Annotated in this window: 19 protein-coding genes; 7 read left to right on the top strand and 12 right to left on the bottom strand. The window is 65.8% G+C overall.

Features of this window, described 5'->3' with window-relative positions; all coding sequences use genetic code 11:
- Nucleotides 1-57 precede the first annotated feature (57 nt).
- From ACZ899_RS10715 to ACZ899_RS10725, 3 genes are all read right to left on the bottom strand, one after another.
- The gene (locus ACZ899_RS10715) at nucleotides 58-1,302 is read right to left on the bottom strand and encodes a lipoprotein-releasing ABC transporter permease subunit (RefSeq protein WP_110738516.1); all 1,245 of its coding nucleotides are present in this window, start codon (nucleotides 1,300-1,302) and stop codon (nucleotides 58-60) included.
- 61 nt (nucleotides 1,303-1,363) lie between these two features.
- Entirely contained in the window at nucleotides 1,364-2,047 is a 684-nt protein-coding gene (lolD, locus tag ACZ899_RS10720) for a lipoprotein-releasing ABC transporter ATP-binding protein LolD (RefSeq protein WP_177330835.1), read from the bottom strand.
- A gap of 7 nt (nucleotides 2,048-2,054) precedes the next feature.
- Complete coding sequence (locus ACZ899_RS10725; RefSeq protein WP_186733461.1) at nucleotides 2,055-3,305, bottom strand: lipoprotein-releasing ABC transporter permease subunit; 1,251 nt, start codon at nucleotides 3,303-3,305, stop codon at nucleotides 2,055-2,057.
- 93 nt (nucleotides 3,306-3,398) lie between these two features.
- Between ACZ899_RS10725 and ACZ899_RS10730 the strand changes: the two genes are divergently transcribed.
- A complete protein-coding gene (locus ACZ899_RS10730; RefSeq protein WP_062574607.1) occupies nucleotides 3,399-3,983 on the top strand; it encodes a PilZ domain-containing protein in 585 nt (194 codons plus the stop codon).
- A gap of 30 nt (nucleotides 3,984-4,013) precedes the next feature.
- Entirely contained in the window at nucleotides 4,014-4,730 is a 717-nt protein-coding gene (locus ACZ899_RS10735) for a glycerophosphodiester phosphodiesterase (protein ID WP_203647451.1), read from the top strand.
- Between the two features lie 48 nt (nucleotides 4,731-4,778).
- Here the strand turns inward: ACZ899_RS10735 and sthA are convergent, their stop codons facing one another.
- The 3 genes from sthA to ACZ899_RS10750 all read right to left on the bottom strand — a co-directional run bounded on the left by sthA (nucleotide 4,779) and on the right by ACZ899_RS10750 (nucleotide 9,066).
- A complete protein-coding gene (sthA, locus tag ACZ899_RS10740) occupies nucleotides 4,779-6,173 on the bottom strand; it encodes a Si-specific NAD(P)(+) transhydrogenase (protein ID WP_023631920.1) in 1,395 nt (464 codons plus the stop codon).
- A gap of 203 nt (nucleotides 6,174-6,376) precedes the next feature.
- Nucleotides 6,377-7,375 carry an FAD:protein FMN transferase gene (locus ACZ899_RS10745; protein WP_234561509.1) on the bottom strand — a complete coding sequence of 333 codons (999 nt, stop codon included), beginning with the start codon at nucleotides 7,373-7,375 and terminating at the stop codon, nucleotides 6,377-6,379.
- Between the two features lie 227 nt (nucleotides 7,376-7,602).
- The gene (locus tag ACZ899_RS10750) at nucleotides 7,603-9,066 is read right to left on the bottom strand and encodes a glyceraldehyde-3-phosphate dehydrogenase (protein WP_110738521.1); all 1,464 of its coding nucleotides are present in this window, start codon (nucleotides 9,064-9,066) and stop codon (nucleotides 7,603-7,605) included.
- Nucleotides 9,067-9,233: 167 nt separating this feature from the next.
- Here ACZ899_RS10750 and mfd point away from each other — a divergent pair, with 167 nt between their 5' ends.
- The 3 genes from mfd to ACZ899_RS10765 are packed head-to-tail and all read left to right on the top strand — an operon-like array spanning nucleotide 9,234 to nucleotide 16,572.
- Nucleotides 9,234-12,683 carry a transcription-repair coupling factor gene (gene mfd, locus ACZ899_RS10755; RefSeq protein WP_234561508.1) on the top strand — a complete coding sequence of 1,150 codons (3,450 nt, stop codon included), beginning with the start codon at nucleotides 9,234-9,236 and terminating at the stop codon, nucleotides 12,681-12,683.
- 9 nt (nucleotides 12,684-12,692) lie between these two features.
- On the top strand, nucleotides 12,693-13,253 hold the full coding sequence (locus ACZ899_RS10760; protein ID WP_203647454.1) for a CsiV family protein: 561 nt from the start codon (nucleotides 12,693-12,695) through the stop codon (nucleotides 13,251-13,253).
- A 4-nt stretch (nucleotides 13,254-13,257) separates the two neighbouring features.
- Entirely contained in the window at nucleotides 13,258-16,572 is a 3,315-nt protein-coding gene (locus tag ACZ899_RS10765) for a DEAD/DEAH box helicase (RefSeq protein ID WP_234561507.1), read from the top strand.
- Nucleotides 16,573-16,630: 58 nt separating this feature from the next.
- On the opposite strand, the gene nagZ is transcribed toward ACZ899_RS10765, so the two are convergent.
- Complete coding sequence (nagZ, locus tag ACZ899_RS10770; RefSeq protein ID WP_181427853.1) at nucleotides 16,631-17,629, bottom strand: beta-N-acetylhexosaminidase; 999 nt, start codon at nucleotides 17,627-17,629, stop codon at nucleotides 16,631-16,633.
- Nucleotides 17,630-17,820: 191 nt separating this feature from the next.
- Nucleotides 17,821-18,525 carry a TetR/AcrR family transcriptional regulator gene (locus tag ACZ899_RS10775; protein ID WP_203647455.1) on the bottom strand — a complete coding sequence of 235 codons (705 nt, stop codon included), beginning with the start codon at nucleotides 18,523-18,525 and terminating at the stop codon, nucleotides 17,821-17,823.
- Between the two features lie 219 nt (nucleotides 18,526-18,744).
- Here ACZ899_RS10775 and lexA point away from each other — a divergent pair, with 219 nt between their 5' ends.
- Together lexA and sulA are read left to right on the top strand one after the other, a co-directional pair.
- The gene (lexA, locus tag ACZ899_RS10780) at nucleotides 18,745-19,353 is read left to right on the top strand and encodes a transcriptional repressor LexA (protein ID WP_234561506.1); all 609 of its coding nucleotides are present in this window, start codon (nucleotides 18,745-18,747) and stop codon (nucleotides 19,351-19,353) included.
- 13 nt (nucleotides 19,354-19,366) lie between these two features.
- Nucleotides 19,367-19,843, top strand: a complete 477-nt coding sequence (sulA, locus tag ACZ899_RS10785; protein ID WP_234561505.1) for an SOS-induced cell division inhibitor SulA — start codon at nucleotides 19,367-19,369, stop codon at nucleotides 19,841-19,843.
- Between the two features lie 51 nt (nucleotides 19,844-19,894).
- On the opposite strand, the gene ACZ899_RS10790 is transcribed toward sulA, so the two are convergent.
- The 4 genes from ACZ899_RS10790 to ACZ899_RS10805 form a co-directional block, all read right to left on the bottom strand.
- The gene (locus ACZ899_RS10790; RefSeq protein WP_203647457.1) at nucleotides 19,895-20,128 is read right to left on the bottom strand and encodes a hypothetical protein; all 234 of its coding nucleotides are present in this window, start codon (nucleotides 20,126-20,128) and stop codon (nucleotides 19,895-19,897) included.
- Between the two features lie 51 nt (nucleotides 20,129-20,179).
- Nucleotides 20,180-20,701 (bottom strand): DUF6586 family protein, encoded by a 522-nt coding sequence (locus ACZ899_RS10795; protein WP_203647458.1) that lies wholly within the window; start codon nucleotides 20,699-20,701, stop codon nucleotides 20,180-20,182.
- A 156-nt stretch (nucleotides 20,702-20,857) separates the two neighbouring features.
- A complete protein-coding gene (gene topA, locus ACZ899_RS10800; protein ID WP_234562013.1) occupies nucleotides 20,858-23,467 on the bottom strand; it encodes a type I DNA topoisomerase in 2,610 nt (869 codons plus the stop codon).
- Between the two features lie 100 nt (nucleotides 23,468-23,567).
- The gene (locus ACZ899_RS10805) at nucleotides 23,568-23,819 is read right to left on the bottom strand and encodes a DUF1653 domain-containing protein (protein ID WP_050704830.1); all 252 of its coding nucleotides are present in this window, start codon (nucleotides 23,817-23,819) and stop codon (nucleotides 23,568-23,570) included.
- Between the last annotated feature and the right edge of the window lie 15 nt (nucleotides 23,820-23,834).

A 23,834-nucleotide genomic window follows, 5' to 3' on the forward strand; every position in this document is an offset into this window, starting at 1 on the left:
CTCATATTTCCGGGCATCATAGTCTGGCGTGGGAGCGGGCTTGCCCCGCGATAGCGCTTACTCGTAACGCAACGCCATCGCCGGCTCGATCTGCGAGGCGCGGTACGCAGGGTAGATGGTCGCCAGGAAGCTCATCACCAGCCCGGCCACGCAGATGATCGCCACATCGCCCCACTGCAGTTCCGACGGCAGGCTGCTGATGAAGTAGATGTCGGAGGTGAAGATGTGCTGCCCGCTGACCCGCTCGACCCAGCCGACCACCGCGCTGACATTCAGCGCCAGGATCACCCCGAGCACGCCGCCGATCAGCGTGCCGACGATGCCGATCAGACTGCCCTGGACCATGAACGTGCCCATGATCTGCGCCGGCGTCGCGCCGATGGTGCGCAGGATGGCGATATCCGCGCCCTTGTCGTTCACCACCATCACCAGGGTGGCGATGATGTTGAAGGCGGCCACGGCGATGATCATCATCAGCAGCAGGCCGATCATGGTCTTTTCCATCTTCATCGCGCTGAACAGGCTGCCCTGGGTGTGCGACCAGTCATCGGCGCGGTAGCCGTCGCCCAGCCCCGCTGCGATGGCCTTGGACACCTGCGGCGCGGCATACAGGTCATGCAGCTTCAGGCGAACGCCCTGCACCTGGCCCGGCGCCCAGCGCTGCATCTCGCCGGCGTCGGCGACATGGATATAGGCCTGGGAGCCATCCAGCTCGGCGCCGACCTTGAAGATGCCGACCACGGTCAGGCGCTGCATGCGCGGGGTGATGCCGCCTGGCTCCTTGCTGATTTCCGGAACGATCAGGGTCAGCTTGTCGCCGGTGTTCAGGCGAAAACGCCGGGCGGTCAATTCACCGATCACCACGCCGTACTCACCGGGCACCAGCGCCTGCAGGCTGCCCTGGACAATATGCTGGGTGACGATGGAGACCTTGCCCTCCTCGGCCGGGTCGATGCCGGCGACCTGGATCGGCTGCATCGCCCCCTTGTACGAGAGCATGCCTTCCATTTCGGTGATCGGCGCCGCGGCCATCACCGCCGGATTGCCTTCTGCGGCGCTGGCGACCTTGCGCCAGTCATCCAGCGGTTGCGCGCCAAGGATCGCGGCATGGGGCACCAGGCCCAGCACGCGCGAACTCATCTCGCGCTGGAAGCCGTTCATCACCGACAGCACCGTGATCATCGCCAGCACGCCAAGCGACAATCCGATCATCGAGGTCATGGAGATGAACGAGATGAAGTGGTTGCGACGCTTGGCACGGGTGTAGCGAGCACCGATGAACAAGGACAAGGGTCTGAACATGAACAGGGATACCCAATCTAAGTGTGAACCGGGACGCCTCGGGGCGCCCCGCGCAGGCGATTCAGATCGCCACCAGGCGCCCGTCTTCCAGGCTCAGCACGCGGTCCATCTGGCGCGCCAGGTTGAGGTCGTGGGTCACCACCAGGAAGGCGGTCTGCGAATGCGTGGACAGCTCTCGCATCAGTTCCTGGATACCCATGGCCGTGTGGTGGTCGAGGTTGCCGGTGGGCTCGTCGAGCATCACCAGGCCCGGGCGGTTGACCAGGGCGCGGGCGATCGCCACGCGCTGGCGCTCGCCACCGGACAATTCGGCCGGCTTGTGATTCAACCGGTGCCCCAGGCCGACGCGCTTGAGCAGTGCCTCGGCGCGCTCGCGGGCCTCGGCGATCGGCGTCTTGCCGATCAGCAGCGGCATGCAGGCGTTTTCCAGGGCGGTGAACTCCGCCAGCAGGTGGTGGAACTGGTAGACGAAGCCCAGGGCGCGGTTACGCAGCAGGCCACGGGCCCGCTCGCCCAGCGCCGACAACTCCTCGCCGGCCAGCCAGACACTGCCCTGGGTCGGCGTGTCGAGGCCGCCGAGCAGGTTGAGCAAGGTACTCTTGCCCGAGCCCGAGCTGCCGACGATGGCCACCCGCTCGCCCGGGTGCAGCTCGAGGTTCAACCCCGACAGGACCTGAACCGACTCCGGGCCTTCTTCGTAGCTCTTACCCAGGTTGCGGCAGCTCAACACGGCTTTATCACTCATGCGCGACTCACTCATAACGTAGCGCCTCCGCCGGCTGGGTGCGCGAGGCGCGCCAGGCCGGATACAGGGTGGCGAAGAAACTCAGGACCAGCGCCGCGCCACAGACCATGTACACGTCCTGGGCCTGGATCTGCGATGGCAGGTAATCGATGAAGTACACGTCGGCATTGAGGAACTTGTGCCCGATCAGGGTCTCGATGCCGGCGATGGCCGCGCTCACGTTGAGCGCGCCGAGGATGCCCAGCACCGCGCCGATCAGCGTGCCGACCACGCCGATCACCGTGCCCTGGACCATGAAGATGGCCATGATCTGCCCGGGCGTGGCGCCCAGGGTGCGCAGGATGGCGATGTCGCCGCGCTTGTCGTTGACCACCATCACCAGGGTGGAAATGATGTTGAACGCCGCCACCGCGACGATCAGCAACAGCAGCAGGCCGATCATGGATTTCTCCATGCGGATCGCCTGGTACAGGTTGCCGTGGGTGCGGGTCCAATCACGCGGGTAGAACTCCTGCTCGCCCAGCTGCTGGGCGATGGCCCAGGCGGCACGCGGGGCCTGGAACAGGTCGTCGAACTTCAGGCGCACGCCCTGGACCTGGTCGGCCTTCCAGCGGTGCAGGCGCGACAGGTCGGCGATGTTGGTCAGGCCCAGGTAGCCGTCGATCTCGCCGGCGCCGACGTGGAAGGTGCCGACCACGGTGAAGCGCTTCATGCGCGGGAACATCCCCGCCGGGGTGACGCTGACCTCGGGGGCGACGAAGGTCAGCTTGTCGCCGATACCCACGCCCAGCTTCTGCGCGGCCTTGTCGCCGATCATGATGCCCCACTCGCCCGGAGCCAGTTTGTCGAGGCTGCCGTCGAGGACGAACTTGTCGATGATCGACACCTCGCGCTCGCGGGCCGGGTCGATGCCGTTGAGCAGCACCTTCTGCACCTTGCCTTCATGGGTCAGCAGGCCCTGCATCTGGGTGAACGGCGCGACCGCCAGCACCTGCGGATTCTGCTTTACTTTAGAGGCGAGGGCCTGCCAGTCGTCGATCGGCTGGCCGGTCTCCAGCGTGGCGTGGGGGATCATCCCCAGCACGCGGGTACGCATCTCGTGGTCGAACCCGTTCATCACCGAGAGCACCACGATCATCACCACCACGCCCAGGGCGAGGCCGATCATCGAGGTGAGCGAAATGAACGAGACGAAGTGATTGCGGCGCTTGGCACGGGTGTAGCGCGTACCAATGAATACGAATAGAGGTCTGAACATGTCGGGGCTTGTTCGGATGAAAGGGAACGTCCTTGTGGCGAGGCGCCTGCGGCGGCTTTACACTCGGACCACCGCCGTAACCTTGGGTTCGCCATGACGACATTAGACGAAGAAGATCGCCGCGAATACTACCGCATCGAAGATCGGATCGCACTTCAAATCAGCCCCCTCAGCGCGGCCGAAGCCCTTGAAACAGAACTGTTGCAGGATGATTCCGAGCTGTTCAACCTGCTCAGCGAACTGCACCTTTCGGACTTCGAGTCGCAGCACCTGCTACGCCAGTTGAGCGAGAAGGACCGCACCCTGGCCGCCTTCCTGCGCGCCCAGAACAAACGCCTCGACCTGCTCAGCGCCGTGGTCGCCCAGACCCTGATCGGCGAGATCGGCCAGCCGCAAGCGGTGATCATCTCCGAAGGCGGTATCGAATTCGCCCAGGCGCAGAAGATCGCCCCCGGCACCCGGGTCAAGGTGAAGATGGTGCTGATGCCCCGCGCTCACGGTCTGCTGCTGCGCGGCCGGGTCACCCACTGCGACCCGCGCCCGGATGGCGACTACGAGGTAGGCACCGAGTTCATCGACATGACCGACGCCCAGCGCCAGCTGCTGGCCCGCTATATCCTGCAGCGCCAGCAACAGCAACGCCGCCAGGCGCTGGAACAGAACGACCCCGCTTCCTGAAGCCCTTTTCTCTGATTTGAAGGAACGAACGTGACCTTGATCTATGGCCACCGCGGCGCCAAGGGCGAAGCGCCCGAGAATACCCTGCAGAGCTTTCGCCAGTGCCTGTCCCATGGCGTGGACCGCTGCGAACTCGACCTGCACCTGTCGGCCGACAACGAGCTGATGGTGATCCACGACCCGACCCTCAAGCGCACCACCGGCAGGCGCGGCAAGGTGGTCGAACACACGGCGGCAGACCTGGTGACCTACGACGCGCGCAAGGGCGGCCCGGGCCATGTGCAGCCCTGCCCTATCCCGCGCCTTGAAGAGCTATTCGAAAAATGCGCCTTCGAGCACTGGCAGCTGGAGGTCAAGAGCGCCTCGCGCACCCGCGCCGCCAGCACCGTGCTGGCAATCCGCGAACTGGCCCAGCAGCATGGCCTGCTGGACAAGGTGACCATCACCTCGAGCTCACGAGAAGTGCTGGGCGCCGCCCTGGAACTGGTGCCCGACATCAAGCGCGGACTGGTTGCCGAGTACGCCTGGCTCGACCCGCTGAAGGTCGCGCAGAACTACGACTGCGAGATGCTGGCGCTGAACTGGACGCTGTGCACCCCAGAGCGCCTGATCAAGGCGCAGCGCCAGGGTCTGCACGTGTCGGTATGGACGGTCAACGAACCGGCGCTGATGCGCCGGCTCGCCGACTTTGGCGTGGACAGCCTGATTACAGACTTTCCCGGTTTGGCCAGGACCACCCTCGGGTAGGGCTGAAATCGGTCTCCCCGACCGGCTCAGGCCACCGGTCGGAGCCGCTCAAAAAAGCCGGTTCAGACCATCATAGGCAGCCACCCGATAGGCCTCGGCCATGGTCGGGTAGTTGAAGGTGGTGTTGACGAAGTACTTCAGGTTGTTCTGCTCGCCCGGCTGGTTCATCACCGCCTGGCCGATGTGGACGATCTCCGAGGCCTGGTAGCCGAAGCAGTGCACGCCGAGGACTTCCAGGGTCTCGCGGTGGAACAGGATCTTCAGCATGCCTTGCGGCTCGCCGGCGATCTGTGCGCGGGCCATGCTCTTGAAGAAGGCCTTGCCCACTTCGTAGGGCACCTTGGCCTGGGTCAGTTCCTGCTCGTTCTTGCCGATCGAGCTGATCTCCGGAATGGTGTAGATGCCGGTCGGCACGTCGTTGACGAAGCGCCAGCTGCCGTTGTCGACGATGCTGCCGGCGGCCGAGCGGCCCTGGTCGTGGGCGGCGCTGGCCAGGCTCGGCCAGCCGATCACGTCACCGGCGCCGTATATGTTCGGCACGCTGGTGCGGTAGGTCTCGTCGACCTCGATCTGGCCACGGCTGTTGACCTTGATGCCGATGTTCTCCAGGCCCAGCTTGTCGGTGTTGCCGGTACGGCCGTTGCACCACAGCAATGCGTCGGCCTTGATCTTCTTGCCCGACTTCAGGTGCAGGATCACCCCGTTGTCCAGGCCTTCGACGCGGTCGTATTCCTCGTTGTGGCGCACGGTGATGTTGTTGTTGCTGAAGTGGTAGCTCAGCGCCTGGGAGATTTCCGAGTCAAGGAAGCTCAGCAGCTGGCCACGGTTGTCGACCAGTTCGACCAGCACACCCAGGCCGCTGAAGATCGAGGCGTATTCGCAACCGATCACCCCGGCGCCGTAGACGATCAGCTTGCGCGGGGTGTGGCTCAGGCTGAGGATGGTGTCGCTGTCGTAGACGCGCGGGTGGTGGAAGTCGATGTCGGCCGGACGGTACGGGCGCGAGCCGGTGGCGATGATGATGTGCTTGGCGTTGAGCTTCTCGACCACGCCGTTGGGGCAGACCACTTCGACGGTCTGCTCGTCGGCGAAGCTGCCGGTGCCGACGAACACATCGACGCGGTTGCGCGCGTAGTAGCCGGTGCGCGAGGCGACCTGCTTGCTGATGACCTTCTCGGCGCTCTTGAGCACGTCGGGGAAGGAGAACCAGCGCGGCTCGCCGATGGCACGGAACATCGGGTTGGTGTTGAACTGCATGATCTGCCGCACGGAGTGACGCAGCGCCTTGGACGGGATGGTGCCCAGGTGGGTGCAGTTGCCGCCGACCTGGCGACGGCTGTCGACCATGGCCACCTTGCGCCCTGCTTTGGCGGCGTTCATTGCCGCGCCTTCTCCGGCCGGGCCGGAACCCAGCACCACTACGTCGTAGTTGTAGACAGCCATGCGTACTCCTTCAGAACTGGCCCGCCGGCCGGTTGGCCGCGGGGCGCGATCATGTCGCCGGGGCGCCATGAGAAAATTCGGGTGCAGTCTAATCAAGCGTGAACGCCGCGCACATTAACCCTTGGTCGCGTCGTAGGCCATTATTGCCTGCACTACATGTCGTTTCACCGTTTCCCTGGCATTGATCATCCGTGGCTTGCCTTTCACTCGCCTTTCATTACCCGCTCGAAGGCCGGCGTGGAACGGGAGACGAAACCACCCTCGACCCGGGTCACCAGCACTGCGGCGATGCCGTGGGCGATGGCGAAATCCCAGCCTTGCTGCTGCCCGAGGATCAGCAACAGGGTCGAGTAGCCGTCGGCTTGCAGCGCCGAGGCGTCGAGCACCGTCACCGCCGCCAGGTCGTGCTCGACCGGGCGCCCCAGACGGGCATCGAAGGTGTGCGAATAGCGCCGGCCATTGTCGTCGAAATAATGCCGATAGTCACCCGAGGTCGACACGGCCATGTTCTCCACGTCGATGACCTGGCGGGCGATCTGGCGGTCCTCGCGCGGCAGCTCCAGCGCCACCCGCCAGGCACTGCCGTTGGGCTTGCGTCCCACGGCCTTGAGCTCGCCGGTGGCTTCGGCGAGAAACGCCTCGATGCCCATGGCGCGCAGGCGCTTAGCGATCAGGTCGACGGCGTGGCCGGCGGCGATGCTGTTGAAATCCAGCTCGATGGGAGCGTCCTTGCACAGGGTGTCACCCTCGATGCGCAGGTGACGGTAGCCCACGCGCTGGCGAGCACGGGCCAGCGCCTGCGGGTCAGGCACCTGCATCTCGCGGGCCTGGGGGCCGAAGCCCCAGAGGTCGAGCAGCGGCTCGACGGTGAGATCGAAGGCGCCTTGGCTCTGCTCGGCCAAGTGCTGGCCGAAGCTGGCCAGCTCGAACAGGTCGGCGTCGATGGGCAGGCACTGGTTGGCCGCAAGCTGGTTGAAACGGCTGACGGTGGAGTCGCCGCGGTAGGTGGAGTAGCGGGCGTCGATGGCCTGGAGGATGGCCTCGACCTCGGCCTGGACCTGCTCGGGCGCCGGGCCGCCGGGTTGGCGCACGTACTGGATGCTGTAGCTGCTGCCCATGGTCGGGCCGCCGAAGCGCTCGAGGGTGGGGGTTGGCTCACAGGCGGACATCAGGATGAGGATGAAGATTAAAAGCGCGCGCAATCTTTAGATCTCAAGTGTCAGGACCGGCCCTATCGCGGGGCAAGCCCGCTCCCACGCTGGTGATGCTTGTCGTTCTATTACCTGCGCGGCAGCACTGCCGGCTCACGACTATAAAGATCGCACATCGGCCGACGTGGGAGCGAGCTTGACCCGCGATAGGGCCATCGAATCCTGCAAAAAAAACGGGAACCCGAAGGTTCCCGTTTTTTCAACGCATTACAAGCGGATCAGCGTGGAAACGCTGGCGGGTTCACACCGGCCATGTCTTCCATCACGCGTACCACCTGGCAGCTGTAACCGAACTCGTTGTCGTACCACACGTACAGGACAACGCGGTTGTCGTTGCAGATAGTCGCCTCGGCGTCGACCACACCGGCGTGGCGCGAACCAACGAAGTCGGTCGATACCACTTCCTGGGAGCTGACGTAGTCGATCTGCTTGTGCAGCTCCGAGTGCATGGCGGTCTGGCGCAGGTACTCGTTCAGCTCTTCGCGGTTGGTGGCCTTCTCGAGGTTCAGGTTGAGAATGGCCATCGACACGTTCGGCGTCGGCACACGAATGGCGTTGCCGGTCAGCTTGCCCTTGAGCACTGGCAGTGCCTTGGCGGCGGCGGTGGCGGCACCGGTCTCGGTGATGACCATGTTCAGCGGCGCGGCGCGGCCACGACGGCTGCCCTTGTGGAAGTTGTCGATCAGGTTCTGGTCGTTGGTGAACGAGTGAACGGTTTCGACGTGGCCGTTGACGATGCCGTACTGGTCGTTGATGGCCTTGAGCACCGGCACGATGGCGTTGGTGGTGCAGGACGCCGCCGAGATGATCTTGTCGTCGGCGCTGATGTCGCCGTGGTTGATGCCGTGCACGATGTTCTTCAGCGCGCCCTTGCCAGGTGCGGTGAGGATCACGCGGGCGGCGCCCGGGCAGGCCAGGTGCTGGCCGAGGCCGTCGGCGTCACGCCATACGCCGGTGTTGTCGACGATCAGCGCATCGTGGATGCCGTACTGGGTGTAGTCGACTTCGCTCGGGCTCTTGGCGTAGATCACCTGGATCAGGTTGCCATTGGCGGTGATGGTGTTGTTGGCTTCATCGATGACGATGGTGCCGTCGAACGGACCGTGCACCGAGTCGCGGCGCAGCAGGCTGGCGCGCTTGACCAGGTCGTTCTCGGCGCCCTTGCGCACGACGATGGCGCGCAGGCGCAGGCCGTCGCCGCCACCGGTCTTCTCGATGAGGATGCGCGCCAGCAGGCGGCCGATACGGCCGAAACCGTACAGGACGACGTCGGTGCCCTTGCGTGCGGAAGCGTTCTGCTGACCCACGACGTCGGCCAGTTCGTCACGGACGAACTGCTCGGCGCTGCGGCCGTTGCCTTCGACCTTGAACTTGTTGGCCAGCTTGCCCAGGTCCACCGAGGCGGCGCCCAGCTTCAGCTCGCTCATGGCCTTGAGCAGGGGGAACGTCTCGTGGACGGACAGCTCGGTCTCGTCGGTCTGACGGTGACGGGCAAAGCGGTGGGCTTTGAGGATCGAGATAACCGAACGGTTGATCAGGCTGCGGCCATAGATCGAGCTCACCACGTTGTTGTTGCGGTAGAGCTGACCGATAAGCGGGATCATCGCTTCAGCCAGGGCTTCACGATCGATCCACTCACCAAGACACTGGTCGGGCTTCTGAGTCACGGTAACCTTCCACATGTAGGGGAACAAAAAAGGGGCTACATTATGACGCCCCTCGGCGTATCGGGCAATGAGCGCCTGTCGCCGACGCCAGACCCCGTCGTCATGCCCTCGCGAGCCTGACAGCGAGCCCCGTCACCGGTACAATCGACCTCTTTGCCGCAACGCTTGGAGTCCGATCTCCCGTGTCAGTTCTGCGCCTACCGCAAATGTCGGCCACGGCCGGCAAACAAACCTGGGGCAACCTGCCCGGCGCCGCCTTGAGCCTGGCCATCGCCGAGGCGGCCAGTACCGCCGGTCGCTTCACCTTGCTGCTGACCGCCGACAGCCAGGCGGCCGACCGCCTCGAGCAGGAGCTGCGCTTCTTCGCGCCGGCGCTGCCGGTGCTGCCGTTCCCCGATTGGGAAACCCTGCCCTACGACCTGTTCTCGCCGCACCAGGACATCATCTCCCAGCGTATCGCCAGCCTCTACCGGCTGCCGGAGCTGGACCACGGCATCCTCGTCGTGCCGATCACCACTGCCCTGCACCGCCTGGCCCCCACGCGCTTCCTGCTGGGCAGCAGCCTGGTGCTGGACGTCGGCCAGAAGATCGACGTCGAGCAGATGCGCACGCGCCTGGAAGCCAGCGGCTACCGCTGCGTCGACACGGTCTACGAGCATGGCGAGTTCGCCGTGCGCGGCGCGCTGATCGACCTGTTCCCCATGGGCAGCAAGCAGCCGTACCGCATCGACCTGTTCGACGACGAGATCGAGACCCTGCGCACCTTCGACCCGGAGTCGCAGCGCTCGATCGACAAGGTCGACTCGATCCGCCTGTTGCCGGCGCGTGAGTTCCCCATGCAGAAGGACGAGGTTACGCGCTTCAAGGCGCGCTTCCGCGAACGCTTCGACGTGGACTTCCGCCGCAGCGCGATCTTCCAGGACCTCACCAGCGGCATCATTCCCGCCGGTATCGAGTACTACCTGCCGCTGTTCTTCGAAGAGACCGCCACCCTGTTCGACTACCTGCCGGCCGACACCCAGGTGTTCTCCCTGCCGGGCGTGGAGCAGGCCGCCGAGCACTTCTGGAACGACGTGCGCGGGCGCTATGAAGAGCGCCGCGGCGACCTCAGCCGGCCACTGCTGCCGCCGGCGGAGCTGTTCATGCCGGTGGAGGACTGCTTCGCCCGCCTCAAGCAATGGCCACGGGTGGTGATCGGTGCCGACGACGTCGAGCCCGGCGTTGGCCGCGAGCGCTTCCCGGCCCGCGCCCTGCCCAACCTGGCGATCGAGGCCAAGGCCAACCAGCCGCTGGCGGAGCTGGCGAACTTCCTCGACCAGTTCCCCGGCCGCGTGCTGTTCACGGCGGAATCGGCGGGCCGGCGCGAAGTGCTGCTGGAGCTGCTCGAACGCCTGAAGCTGCGCCCGCACACCGTCGACGGCTGGGCCGACTTCGTCAGCGGCGGCGAACGCCTGGCGATCACCATCGCGCCGCTGGACGACGGCCTGCTGCTGGACGCCCCCAGCCTGGCCCTGGTCGCCGAGAGCCCGCTGTTCGGCCAGCGCGTGATGCAGCGCCGGCGCCGCGAGAAACGCGGCGAGGCGGCCAACGACGCGGTGATCAAGAACCTCACCGAGCTGCGCGAAGGCGCCCCGGTGGTGCACATCGACCACGGCGTGGGCCGCTACCTGGGCCTGGCAACCCTGGAAATCGACGGCCAGGCCGCCGAGTTCCTCACCCTCGAATACGCCGAGGGCGCCAAGCTCTACGTGCCGGTGGCCAACCTGCACCTGATCGCCCGCTACACCGGCAGCGACGACGCCCTGGCGCCGCTGCACCGGCTGGGCTCCGAAGCCTGGCAGAAAGCCAAGCGCAAGGCTGCCGAACAGGTGCGCGACGTCGCCGCCGAATTGCTCGACATCTACGCCCGCCGCGCCGCGCGCAAAGGCTACGCCTTCGCCGACCCGGCCGCCGACTACGCCACCTTCAGCGCCGGCTTCCCGTTCGAGGAAACCCCCGACCAGCAGGCCGCCATCGAGGCGGTACGCACCGACATGCTCGCCGGCCAGCCGATGGACCGCCTGGTCTGCGGCGACGTCGGCTTCGGCAAGACCGAGGTGGCCATGCGCGCCGCCTTCATCGCCGTGCACGGCGGGCGCCAGGTCGCATTGCTGGTGCCCACCACCCTGCTCGCCCAGCAGCACTACAACAGCTTCCGCGACCGCTTTGCCGACTGGCCGGTGAAGGTCGAGGTGATGAGCCGCTTCAAGTCGGCCAAGGAAGTCGCCAGCGCCGCGGCGGACCTGGCCGAGGGCAAGATCGACATTCTCATCGGCACCCACAAGCTGCTGCAGGACGATGTGCGCTTCAAGGACCTGGGCCTGGCCATCATCGACGAGGAGCACCGCTTCGGCGTGCGCCAGAAAGAGCAGCTCAAGGCCCTGCGCAGCGAGGTGGATATCCTCACCCTGACCGCAACGCCGATTCCGCGCACGCTGAACATGGCGGTGTCGGGCATGCGCGACCTGTCGATCATCGCCACCCCGCCGGCCAGGCGCCTGTCGGTGCGCACCTTCGTCATGGAGCAGAACAAGAGCACGATCAAGGAAGCGCTGCTGCGCGAACTGCTGCGCGGCGGCCAGGTGTACTACCTGCACAACGACGTCAAGACCATCGAGAAGTGCGCTGCGGAACTGGCCGAACTGGTGCCCGAGGCGCGCATCGGCATCGGCCACGGGCAGATGCGCGAGCGCGAACTCGAACAAGTGATGAGCGACTTCTACCACAAGCGCTTCAACGTACTGATCGCCTCGACCATCATCGAGACCGGCATCGACGTGCCCAGCGCCAACACCATCGTCATCGAGCGCGCCGACAAGTTCGGCCTGGCCCAGCTGCACCAGCTGCGCGGCCGGGTCGGCCGTAGCCACCACCAGGCCTACGCCTACCTGCTGACGCCACCGCGCCAGCAGATCAGCGCCGATGCCGAAAAGCGCCTGGAGGCCATCGCCAACACCCAGGACCTGGGCGCCGGCTTTGTCCTGGCCACCAACGACCTGGAGATCCGTGGTGCCGGCGAGCTGCTCGGCGAAGGCCAGAGCGGGCAGATCCAGGCGGTCGGCTTCACTCTGTACATGGAAATGCTCGAGCGCGCGGTCAAGGCCATCCGCAAGGGCGCCCAGCCGAACCTCGAGCAGCCGCTCGGCGGCGGCCCGGAGATCAACCTGCGCCTGCCGGCGCTGATCCCCGAGGACTACCTGCCCGACGTGCATGCGCGCCTGATCCTCTACAAGCGCATCGCCTCGGCGGCCGACGAAGAGGGCCTCAAGGACCTGCAGGTGGAAATGATCGACCGCTTCGGCCTGCTGCCGGAGCCAACCAAGAACCTGATGCGCCTGACCCTGCTCAAGCTGCAGGCGGAAAAGCTCGGCATCAAGAAAGTCGACGCCGGCCCCAACGGCGGCAAGCTCGAGTTCGAGGCCGAGACACCGGTCGACCCGCTGACCCTGATCAAGCTGATCCAGGGCCAGCCCAAACGCTACAAGTTCGAAGGTGCGACCCAGTTCCGCTTCCTGGTGCCGATGGAACGCCCCGAAGAACGTTTCAACACCCTGGAAGCGCTGTTCGAGCGCCTCACTCCACAAAATCCATAAGGAAGCTTCATGCGTGCCATCCGTTGCCTGACCCTGCTGCTGGCCCTGCTCGCGCCGGCTGCCTTCGCCGCAGGCCCCTACCAGGTGGAAATGATCCTGGTGCGGCAGAACGCCGTGCCGGCGATCACCAGCCCATTCGCCCCGGAAGACTGGAGCGCCGGCGCGCCACGCCTGGAAAAAGGCGCCGAGCGCCCGACCGGCCTGGGTGACGAAGTCACCCGCCTGCAGGCCACCGCCGACTACACCGTGCTTCTGCACAGGGCCTGGCAGCAGGACGGCGATGCCGTCGCCGTGAGCGCCGGTGACGAGCAGTTCGGCCACTTCCCCATCGAAGGCAACCTGACCATCAAGGAAGGCCGCTTCATCGCGGTCGATGCCAGCCTCTGGGTCAACCAGCTCGACGCCAACGGCAGTGTGCTGCGCAGCGAGCAGTTCAAGCAGAGCAACAGCAACATGAAGGCCGGCCAGCTGACCTTCCTCGATGGCGGGCACCTGGCGCTGCTGCTCAAGGTCTCGCCGGCCGGCATGCGCAAGATCCCGCTGCCGGATCCGGAAATGATGGAGCAGTGAAACCGTGAACGCCGATGTGCAGAAGCTGGCAGCCGAGAATCCGAGCTGGAAGCGCGATTTTTCAGCGGCCACCCTGCAACGTGGCGAACGCTACGCCGAACAGGGCCTGGTGCAGATCCAGTCCCACGGCGACTCGCGCATCGAGTCCACCTGCCACGGCAGCGGCGGCAACATCTACCGCCAGCGGATCATCATCACTGCCGGCCCCTCCGGGCAATGCCATGTGCGCGGCGACTGCTCCTGTCCGGTGGGCACCAACTGCAAGCACTGCGCCGCAGCGCTCTATACCCTGGCCAACAGCCACGGACACGGCGCGGCCAACAGCGACCAGTTGCCCCATCACCTGCAGCACTGGCTGCAGGGGCTGGAGCCGCCCACATCCCGACAGGGCGACGCCGAAGACAAACGGGGCCGCATGGTCTGCTACCAGCTGGCGCTCAACGACGACCACAGCAGTTGCGCATTGCGTGTGCGCAAGGGCACCCGCGAAGAGCACGGCATTCGCTACAGCCGCATCCAGTCGCTGTACGAACTGCTCTACGAGCCCCCGAAGTTCGTCAAGGAAGAGGACCTGCGCATCCTTCGCCAGCTCTCGGCGCAGACCGCGCCCTACGGCCACGAGCGCGGCTATGCGCTCAAGGGGCTCGAGGGCGGCGAGTTGCTGCAGCGGGCGCTGGACACCGGGCGCCTGATGTTCATCGAAGACCTGCCCCTGCTGACCCAGGGCGCGCCTCGTCAGGCGGACTTCCGCTGGGTACGCCTGGGCAACGGCGACTACAGGGGCATGTGGTACAACGGCGAGGAACCGCTCAATTGCGTGCTGCCGCTGGTGCCGCTGTACTACTTCGACCTCGACACCCATGAGGTCGGCAGCGTTTCCCACGACCTGGATCCGCACACTGCCCTGCAGCTGTCCCTTGCTCCCGATGTACCGGAACACCTCATCGTGCCCCTCAGCCACAAGCTCAACGCCCTCAACCATCACCTGCCGACGCCCACCACCGTGCAGCAGGAGCAGCTCGACGACATCGCGCCGACCCCGCACCTGACCCTCGGCAGCCTCGAGTTCAGCGCCTACACACCCAAGACCGGGCGCATGCAACGGCAGATGCAGCACCGCGCCGCACTGGCGTTCGACTACGACGGCCTGCGCGCCAGTGGCGGCGACGACAAGCCGCTGAGCCGTCTGGTGGGCAGCACCAGCCAACGCATCCGCCGCCAGCCCCAGGCCGAGCAGGCCCTGCGCAAGGCATTGCGCGAGCATGGCTTCAAGCCCGCCACCCGCCAGAGCAAGGCCCTGCCCGACAGCGCCGGCGAGATGTACCAGCTGCCCGACGACGAAGCCTGGCTGCGCTTCGCCCGCGAGGGCCTGCCGCGCCTGCGCGAGGCCGGCTGGGCCATCGATGTGCACCGCGACTTCGCCTTCAACCTGCACGAGGTCGACGACTGGTACGCCACCATCGACGAAGCGCCGGGCCATGAGTGGTTCGACCTGGAGCTGGGCATCGTCGTCGATGGCCAGCGCCACAGCCTGCTGCCCATCGTCCTGCAACTGCTGCGCGCCAGCCCCGAGCTGCTGCGCCCCAGCGAACTGGCACGGCGCAGTGACGACGAACACCTGCTGATCGACCTCAACCGCGCCCGCCACGACAGCCCGGCGCTGCGGGTCGCCCTGCCCTACGGGCGGATCAAGGCAGTGATGGGCACCCTGGGCGAGCTGTACCTGCACAACGACGCCAGCGGCCCGAGCCTGCGCCTGGAGCGCGCCGACGCCGCGCGCCTGAACGACATCGACCACCTGCCGTTGCAGTGGGAGGGAGGGAGTCATGTGCGCGACCTGGGCCGGCGCCTGCGCGACGCCCGCGACCTGCAGGTGGCGCCGCCCAAGGGCCTGAACGCCACCCTGCGCCCCTACCAGCAGCAAGGCCTGAACTGGCTGCAGGCCCTGCGCGAAATGGGCACCGGCGGCATCCTCGGTGACGACATGGGCCTGGGCAAGACCCTGCAGACCCTGGCCCACCTGCTGCTGGAGAAAGAAGCCGGGCGCCTGGCCCACCCGGCGCTGGCGGTGATGCCCACCAGCCTGGTGCCCAACTGGCTCGACGAGGCCCGGCGCTTCGCCCCCGACCTGCGCGTCCTGGCCCTGCACGGCCCCGGGCGCAACAAGCACTTCGCCAAGCTGGCCGACTACGACCTGGTGCTGACCACCTATGCCCTCGTCCCCCGCGACCTGGAACACCTCAAGGCCCAGCCCTGGCACCTGCTGGTGCTGGACGAGGCGCAGAACATCAAGAGCAGCACCAGCAAGGCCGCCCAGGCCGTGCGTGAGCTGCAGGCCAACCAGCGGCTGTGCCTGACCGGCACGCCGATGGAGAACAACCTCGGCGAACTGTGGTCGATCTTCCACTTCCTGATGCCCGGCTGGCTGGGCGAGAGCAAGCGCTTCACCCAGGACTACCGCACCCCGATCGAGCGCCACGGCGACGCCGAGCGCATGGGCCACCTGGCCAGCCGTATCCGCCCGTTCCTGCTGCGCCGCACCAAGGAGCAGGTGGCCACCGAGCTGCCGGCCAAGACCGAGATGATCCACTGGGTCGAGCTCAGCGACGCCCAGCGCGACACCTACGAGGCGGTGCGGGTGGCGATGGACAAGAAGGTCCGCGACGAAATCGCCCGCAACGGCGCCGCCCGCAGCCAGATCGTCATCCTCGACGCCCTGCTCAAGCTGCGCCAGGTATGCTGCGACCTGCGCCTGGTCAAGGGCACCGAGACCAAGGGCACGTTCGCCGACAAGGGCAAGCTGGGCAGCCTGCTGGAGATGCTCGAGGAGCTGCTCAGCGAGGGGCGCAAGGTGCTGCTGTTCTCGCAGTTCACCTCGATGCTGGCACTGATCGAGTTCGAGCTGGAAAAGCGCGGCATCCGCTACAGCCTGCTGACCGGCGACACCCGCGACCGCCGCGCACCGGTGCAACAGTTCCAGAACGGCGACAGCGAGGTGTTCCTGATCAGCCTCAAGGCCGGTGGCACCGGGCTGAACCTGACCGCCGCCGACACGGTGATCCACTACGACCCGTGGTGGAACCCGGCCAGCGAGAACCAGGCCACCGACCGCGCCTACCGCATCGGTCAGGACAAGCCGGTGTTCGTGTTCAAGCTGATCACCCGGGGGACGGTGGAGGAGAAGATCCAGCAGTTGCAGCAGGAGAAGGCGGCGCTGGCGGCCGGGCTGCTCGATGGCGGCCAGGCCGGGCAATGGCGGCTGGGCGATGACGAGATCGAGGCGCTGTTCGCACCGTTGCCGGGCAAGCGCGGGCGTTAAGCCTGGCTTTTCCCGTGCTGGCCTCTTCGCGGGTTTACCCGCGAAGAAGCCAACGCGATCAATCGACCAGCTGGGCTTCCTTCAACGCCCCCAACGCCTCCAGCCAACGCGGCTGCTGACGGTAATCGGTACGCGCAAAACCCTGCCCGCGCATCCGTGCGATCCGTGGCGACGGCTTGACCTTCATCCGCTGCGCCGCGCTCAACGCCAGCTCCGCGGCCGCCCGGTCGTTGCACACCAGGCCCATGTCGCAGCCGGCGCTCAGGGCCGCCTCGATACGACTGGCGGCATCGCCCACCACATGGGCGCCGGCCATGGACAGGTCGTCGCTGAAGATCACCCCGTCGAAGCCCAGCTCGCCGCGCAGGATGTCCTGCAGCCAGCGCCGGGAGAAGCCGGCCGGCTGGTTGTCGACCTGCGGATAGATCACATGGGCCGGCATCACCGCCGCCAGCTGGCCGCTCAGGCGGGTGAACGGCACCAGGTCGGTAGCGCGCAGCTGCTCGAGGCTGCGTTCGTCGACCGGGATCGCCACATGGGAGTCGGCTTCGGCCCAGCCGTGGCCGGGGAAGTGCTTGCCGCAGGCGGCCATGCCCGCGGCGTTCATGCCGCGGATGAACGCGCCGGCCAGTTCGGTGGCACGCTGCGGATTGCCTTCGAAGGCGCGGCTGCCGACCACGGCGCTGCGCTGGTGATCGAGGTCCAGCACCGGGGCGAAGCTCAGGTCCAGGCCCACCGCCAGCACCTCGGTGGCCATCAGCCAGCCGCACTGCTCGGCCAGGTACTCGGCATTGGCGTTGTCGGCGATCGCGCGCATGGCCGGCAGGCGCACGAAGCCCTGGCGCAGGCGCTGGACCCGCCCGCCTTCCTGGTCCACGGCGAGGATCAGCTCGGGGCGAATCGCGCGGATCGACGCGCACAGCTCGCGCACCTGGCGCGGGCTGTCGATGTTGCGGGCGAAGATGATCAGGCCGGCCACTTCGGGCTGGCGCAGCAGATGGCGGTCTTCGGCGGTCAGCCATTTACCGGCGATATCCACCATCAGGGAGCCTTGCAGGCTGGCAGTCATAGGGAATCCTTCATGGGAGGTCCAGGGGCGCTTGGCCGTGGCGCAGGCGCACGCAAACATCGGACAACGAAGTGCCCGATGGTTCAGTGGCGAAGCGGCCGTGCTGGCGGAAAATGCGGCGGGAGACAAGGTCAGGCATGCGCGCTAGCTTAGCGCAAGCGCCCTGCCCCGCCCAGTACTCAGGCCTTGGCGGGGGTGGCGGACTTGCTGCGCGGACGCAGCTGCGCCGTGGCCATGGCCTCGTCGGTGACGCCGCTGTCGGCGCGCATGCCAGCGGCCAGGAACGGCACCATCAGGCGCATGACCTGCTCGATCGAGGTGTTGATGCCGAAATCGGTCTCGGCGATGGCCCGCAGGGCCTTGATCCCCGACATGCTGAACGCCGCGGCGCCGAGCATGAAGTGCACGCGCCAGAACAGCTCCAGCGGCGGGATGCGTGGCGCGGCCTCGTTGACCAGCAGCATGTAGCGGCGGAACACCTTGCCGTACATGTCTTCCAGATAACGCCGCAGGTGCCCCTGGCTCTGGCTGAAAGCCAGGCCCAGCAGGCGCATGAAGATCGACAGGTCGTTGTTGCTGCGCGGCTGCACGGCCAGGGCCTGCTCCACCAGCATCTCCAGCAGTTCCTCGAGCGAGGCCTTCTGCTCGGGACGCGCCTGGCGGCGCTCCAGCTCGCGCTCCAGGCTTGCGCAGAACGGCCCCAGGAAGCGCGAGAACACCGCCTGGATCAGGGCCTTCTTCGAACCGAAATGGTAGTTCACCGCCGCCAGGTTGACCCCGGCCTTGCTGGTGATCAGCCGCAATGAGGTTTCCGCGAACCCGCGCTCCGCGAACAGCTGCTCCGCCGCATCGAGGATGCGTTCAACGGTTTCCGATTGGGCCATGACTACTCCGCCTGACAAACAGTTGTTTGAAACATACGTTTCAGGCCTGCCGATGTCAAGGCTGGGTGACCGGTCGGTCGCCATTTAAAAGCGCCAAGAGTCAGGCTGCAAGCGACAAGATGCGTCGGTGTTTCGATCTTTCTTGGCCTGGATGGCTTGCAGCCCACGATCCACTGTATATAATTCCAGTCACTGTATAAAAAGACAGAGCCCTCGCCCATGCTGAAACTGACGCCACGCCAAGCCGAGATTCTGGCCTTCATCAAGCGCTGCCTCGAAGACAACGGCTTCCCGCCGACCCGCGCCGAGATCGCCCAGGAGCTGGGCTTCAAGTCGCCCAACGCCGCCGAGGAACACCTGAAGGCCCTGGCCCGCAAGGGCGCCATCGAGATGACTCCTGGCGCTTCCCGCGGCATCCGCATTCCCGGCCTTGAGCCAAAGCACGAGGACAGCGGCCTGCCCATCATCGGCCGGGTCGCCGCCGGCGCGCCGATCCTCGCCGAGCAGCACATCGAGGAATCCTGCAACATCAACCCGGCCTTCTTCCATCCCCGCGCCGACTACCTGTTGCGCGTACACGGCATGAGCATGAAGGACATCGGCATCTTCGACGGCGACCTGCTGGCCGTGCACACCACCCGCGAAGCCCGCAATGGCCAGGTGGTGGTGGCCCGCATCGGCGACGAAGTGACCGTCAAGCGCTTCAAGCGCGAAGGCAGCAAGGTCTGGCTGCTCGCCGAAAACCCCGAATTCGCCCCCATCGAAGTTGACCTGAAGGAACAGGAACTGGTGATCGAGGGCTTGAGCGTCGGCGTCCTGCGCCGCTGAACCAGGAGGCGTCATGCAGCCGTTCACCCATGCACCCCAGCAAGCCCAGCTGCCGCTGTTCGAGGCCTTTCTCGCCCAGCCGGTGCTGCCCGGCCTCAAGCCCGCCCCGGTGGCGCGCAGGAGCAGCCAGCCCGAGCTGTTCAGCGAACTGGCCCTGCGCGGTGCGCCCGGGCACTGCCAGAGCCTGCTGGCGCCGGTCCTGCGCGAACTCAGCGAAGAAGACGACAGCCGCTGGCTGACGCTCATCGCCCCGCCCGGCAGCCTCACCCAGGCCTGGCTGCGCGATGCCGGCCTGAACCGTGAACGCATCCTGCTGCTGCAACCTGGCGGCAACCAGACCGCCCTGCAACTGGCCTGCGAAGCCTTGCGCCTGGGCCACAGCCACACCGTGGTCAGCTGGCTGGGCACCCTCAACGGCAGCGCCCGGCAACAGCTTCAGCGCGCCGCCGCCAGCGGAAACGCACAAAGCCTGAACATCCGCCTCGGCTGATGTTCAGGCTTTGCCTGTCAAACGCTTGAAACCCTGAGCCTGTAACCTGCCTCAGTGAAGGACGCGCGGCCCTTCTTCACGCTCAAGCTCACCCTCGACGAGGCGGCCGGCCATCTGCACGCCGACGCTGAGCATGGCCTTGGCCACTTCCACATGCTGTCCTTGCAGGAATGCCTTGGCATCCTCGGAGAAATCCAAGGTCACCAGGGAGCCTTCATCCTCGGCACGGCGCAGCTCGATCCGGCCATCAGGCAACTCGACAATTTCTAGAAAGGACGTTGACATAAAGGGCCTGCTTTTCACGAAAGGCCATCAGTGTACCAGCCATGGCGGCGGTCAGCACTCACTCAGCGCTTCGCGGAATCGTCTCACCAGGCTTTTCAGGTTCTGTCGCCAGGCTTCAAGCTCCTCCCGGGATAGCTCGGCCGGCTCGGGCTCGTCCAGATTGACGGCCTGGATCAGCGGCTGGGTGACGTCGCCCTTCACGGTTTTCTTCGCGACCGGCGGTCGGAACAAATCGGCATAAGCGGCCAGCAGGCGCGCCAGCCAGGTTTCCGGCTGGCGGGCCAGTTCGAGCAGCTCGGCCATTTCCGGGATCGCCACGCTCTGCAACACCTCGTCGCTGAACAGCAGTTCGGCCCGTGACGCCGAGGCCTGGGGCAGACGGTAGAAGCCGGCGATCTCGTGGCACAGCCCCAGCAGCGCGCCATACAGGTGGAACAGCGCCGATTCGCGCTCGGCCTGAAGCAAGCCCTGGGCGTTCATGGCCTGGCTGTCAGCGGCCTTGGCCATGGATTCCAGGGCAAGGCCGGCGAAGAACAGTTTCTGGTTGGTGCGGGTGTAGAGTTCCTGGGCCATTTCGACTGACTCCTGAAGGCTGCAAGGCGATACCCCAGTTTCCGGGATTGGCCGACTTTACCGCAAGCACAAACGATCGCGGGGCAAGCCCGCTCCCACGAACACGCAACAGTTTCGTGGGAGCGGGCTTGCCCCGCGATGAGCCTGAGACTCAGATCAGCGCTTGTCTTCGACCTTCCACGCCTTGCCGTCGTAGAACGCCTTCCAGCCGGTCGGCTTGCCGTCGACTTCGGACTGCACGTACTGCTCCTTGGTCTTGCGGCTGTAGCGAATCACCGTCGGGCGACCGTCCGGGTCCTTCTGCGGCGCTTCGCAGAGGAAGTGGTACTTCGGATCGATCTCGTGCTTGTGCGGGACGATCTCCAGCACCAGCGGCGCGCGGGTTTCGCGGTTTTTCGGGAACTGGCTGGCAGCCAGGAACAGGCCCGAGGCACCGTCGCGCAGCACGTAGGTGTCGTCGACCTTCTCGCACTTGAGCTCCGGCATGTCCACCTTGTCCATCTTCGGCGGCGCCGCCTCGCCGCTCTTGAGCAGCTTGCGGGTGTTCTTGCAGGCGGCGTTGGTGCAACCGAAGAACTTGCCGAAACGGCCAGTCTTGAGCTGCATCTCGCTGCCGCACTTGTCGCACTCCAGGCTCGGGCCTTCGTAGCCCTTGATGCGGTAGCTGCCTTCCTCGATCTCGTAGCCGGCGCAGTCCGGGTTGTTGCCACAGATGTGCAGCTTGCGCTTCTCGTCGAGCAGGTAGGCGTCCATCGCCGTCGAGCAGATCGGGCAGCGGTGCTTGCCGCGCAGCACCAGCGACTCGGATTCGCCCTCGTCGTCGGCGGCGATCTCGTCGCCCGGCACCAGGTTGACCGTGGCCTTGCAGCGCTCCTTCGGCGGCAGGCTGTAACCCGAGCAGCCGAGGAACACGCCGGTGGAGGCGGTACGGATCATCATCGGCCGGCCGCATTCCTTGCAGGCGATGTTGGTCAGGGTCGGCTGGTTGGCGCGCATGCCGTGCTCGCTGGACTCGGCCGTCTGCAGCTTCTTGCTGAAATCGCCATAGAACTCGTCGAGGACGTTCTTCCAGTCACGCTCGCCCTGGGCCACGTCGTCGAGGTTTTCTTCCATGCCGGCGGTGAAGCCGTAGTCCATCAGGTTGGCGAAGCTCTCGGACAGGCGCTCGGTGACGATGTCGCCCATCTTCTCGGAGTAGAACCGGCGGTTGTGCAGCGTTACATAACCGCGATCCTGGATGGTCGAGATGATCGCCGCGTAGGTCGACGGACGGCCGATGCCGCGCTTTTCCATTTCCTTGACCAGGCTGGCTTCGGTGAAGCGCGCCGGCGGCTTGGTGAAGTGCTGGCTGGGGTCGAGCTGGATCAGCTTGAGCGCCTCACCCTGGGCCATTTCCGGCAGCACGTCGTCTTCGCCCGGCTTGCTCTGCTGCGGCAGGACACGGGTGTAACCGTCGAACTTGAGGATGCGGCCCTTGGCACGCAGCTCGAACTCGCCGGCCACCACGGTGACGCTGGTGGACAGGTATTGCGCCGGCGGCATCTGGCAGGCCAGGAACTGGCGCCAGATCAGCTCGTACAGGCGCTCGGCGTCACGCTCCATGCCGCTGAGCTTGGTCGGATGGGTGTTCACGTCCGACGGACGAATCGCCTCGTGCGCCTCCTGGGCGCCTTCCTTGCTGCCGTAGACGATCGGCGCGGCGGGCAGGTACTGCTTGCCGAATTCTTTCTCGATGTAGCTGCGGGCCATCTCGACGGCGTCGGTCGACAGGTTGGTCGAGTCGGTACGCATGTAGGTGATGTAGCCGGCTTCGTACAGACGCTGGGCCATCATCATGGTCTTCTTCACCCCGAAGCCCAGGCGGTTGCTCGCGGCCTGCTGCAGGGTGGAGGTGATGAATGGCGCCGACGGCTTGCTGCTGGTCGGCCGGTCCTCGCGCTTGCTCACGCTGTAGCTGGAGGCCTTGAGCTTCTCCAGCGCGGCCATGGCCTGGGCTTCGTTTAGCGGCTTGAAGGCCTCGCCCTTCTCGCGGGCCACCTCGAAACGCACCTTGGCGTTCTTGGCGGTGCCCAGGTCGGCGTGGACTTCCCAGTACTCTTCCGGGTTGAACGCGCGGATCTCGCGCTCACGCTCGACCACCAGCTTCACCGCCACCGACTGCACGCGGCCGGCGGACAGGCCACGGGCGATCTTGGCCCACAACAGCGGCGAGACCATGTAGCCGACCACGCGGTCGAGGAAGCGCCGCGCCTGCTGGGCGTTGACCCGGTCAATATCGAGCTCGCCCGGCTGGGAGAAGGCTTCCTGGATAGCCTTTTTGGTGATCTCGTTGAACACCACGCGCTTGTAGCGGCTGTCGTCACCACCGATGGCTTCGCGCAGGTGCCAGGCAATGGCTTCCCCCTCGCGATCCAAGTCGGTTGCGAGATAGATGGTGTCGGCATCCTTGGCCAGGCGGCGCAGCTCCTCGATCACCTTCTCCTTGCCGGGAAGGATCTCGTACTTGGCCTTCCAGCCTGCTTCCGGATCGACGCCCATGCGCGCGACCAGGGTGCGGCGTGCCTTTTCCTTCGGCGACAAGGCCGGAGCCTCGGCCGCGGCCTTGCCGCGCTTGGCCGCCGGTTCCTTGCTCGCACTGGCGGAACCGCTGGTGGGAAGGTCACGGATGTGGCCGATACTCGACTTCACCACGTACTGGCTGCCCAGGTACTTGTTGATGGTCTTGGCCTTGGCCGGGGATTCCACAATGACCAGCGATTTGCCCATGGATCGGAGTATTCCTGAATCTGAAGATGAAAAACGCGTCAGGTGCCGGACGCGGCACCGCTATATATAGTGGCAAAAGAGTGAGGTCAAGCGTGGTCGATCACTCGTGCGCCTTGCCAAGCCGCTCGCCCAGCCCCTCTTCGGCCTTGACCAAAGCAAAGCGTGGCACCTGCTCGCCGTCAACCTCGACGGACTCCTGGAACATCGAAAGTGGCCTGACCCAGAAGCTGTAGTCACCATACAGGCACTGGTAGAAGACCATCCACTCTTCGCTCTCGGAATGGCGCGCCGCGCTGAACACGCGGTATTCAGGGCCTTTGTAATGCCGGTACACACCAGGTTGTATCTGCATGTCACTCGCCCTCTT

This window comes from Pseudomonas sp. TE31087 (assembly GCF_057284075.1).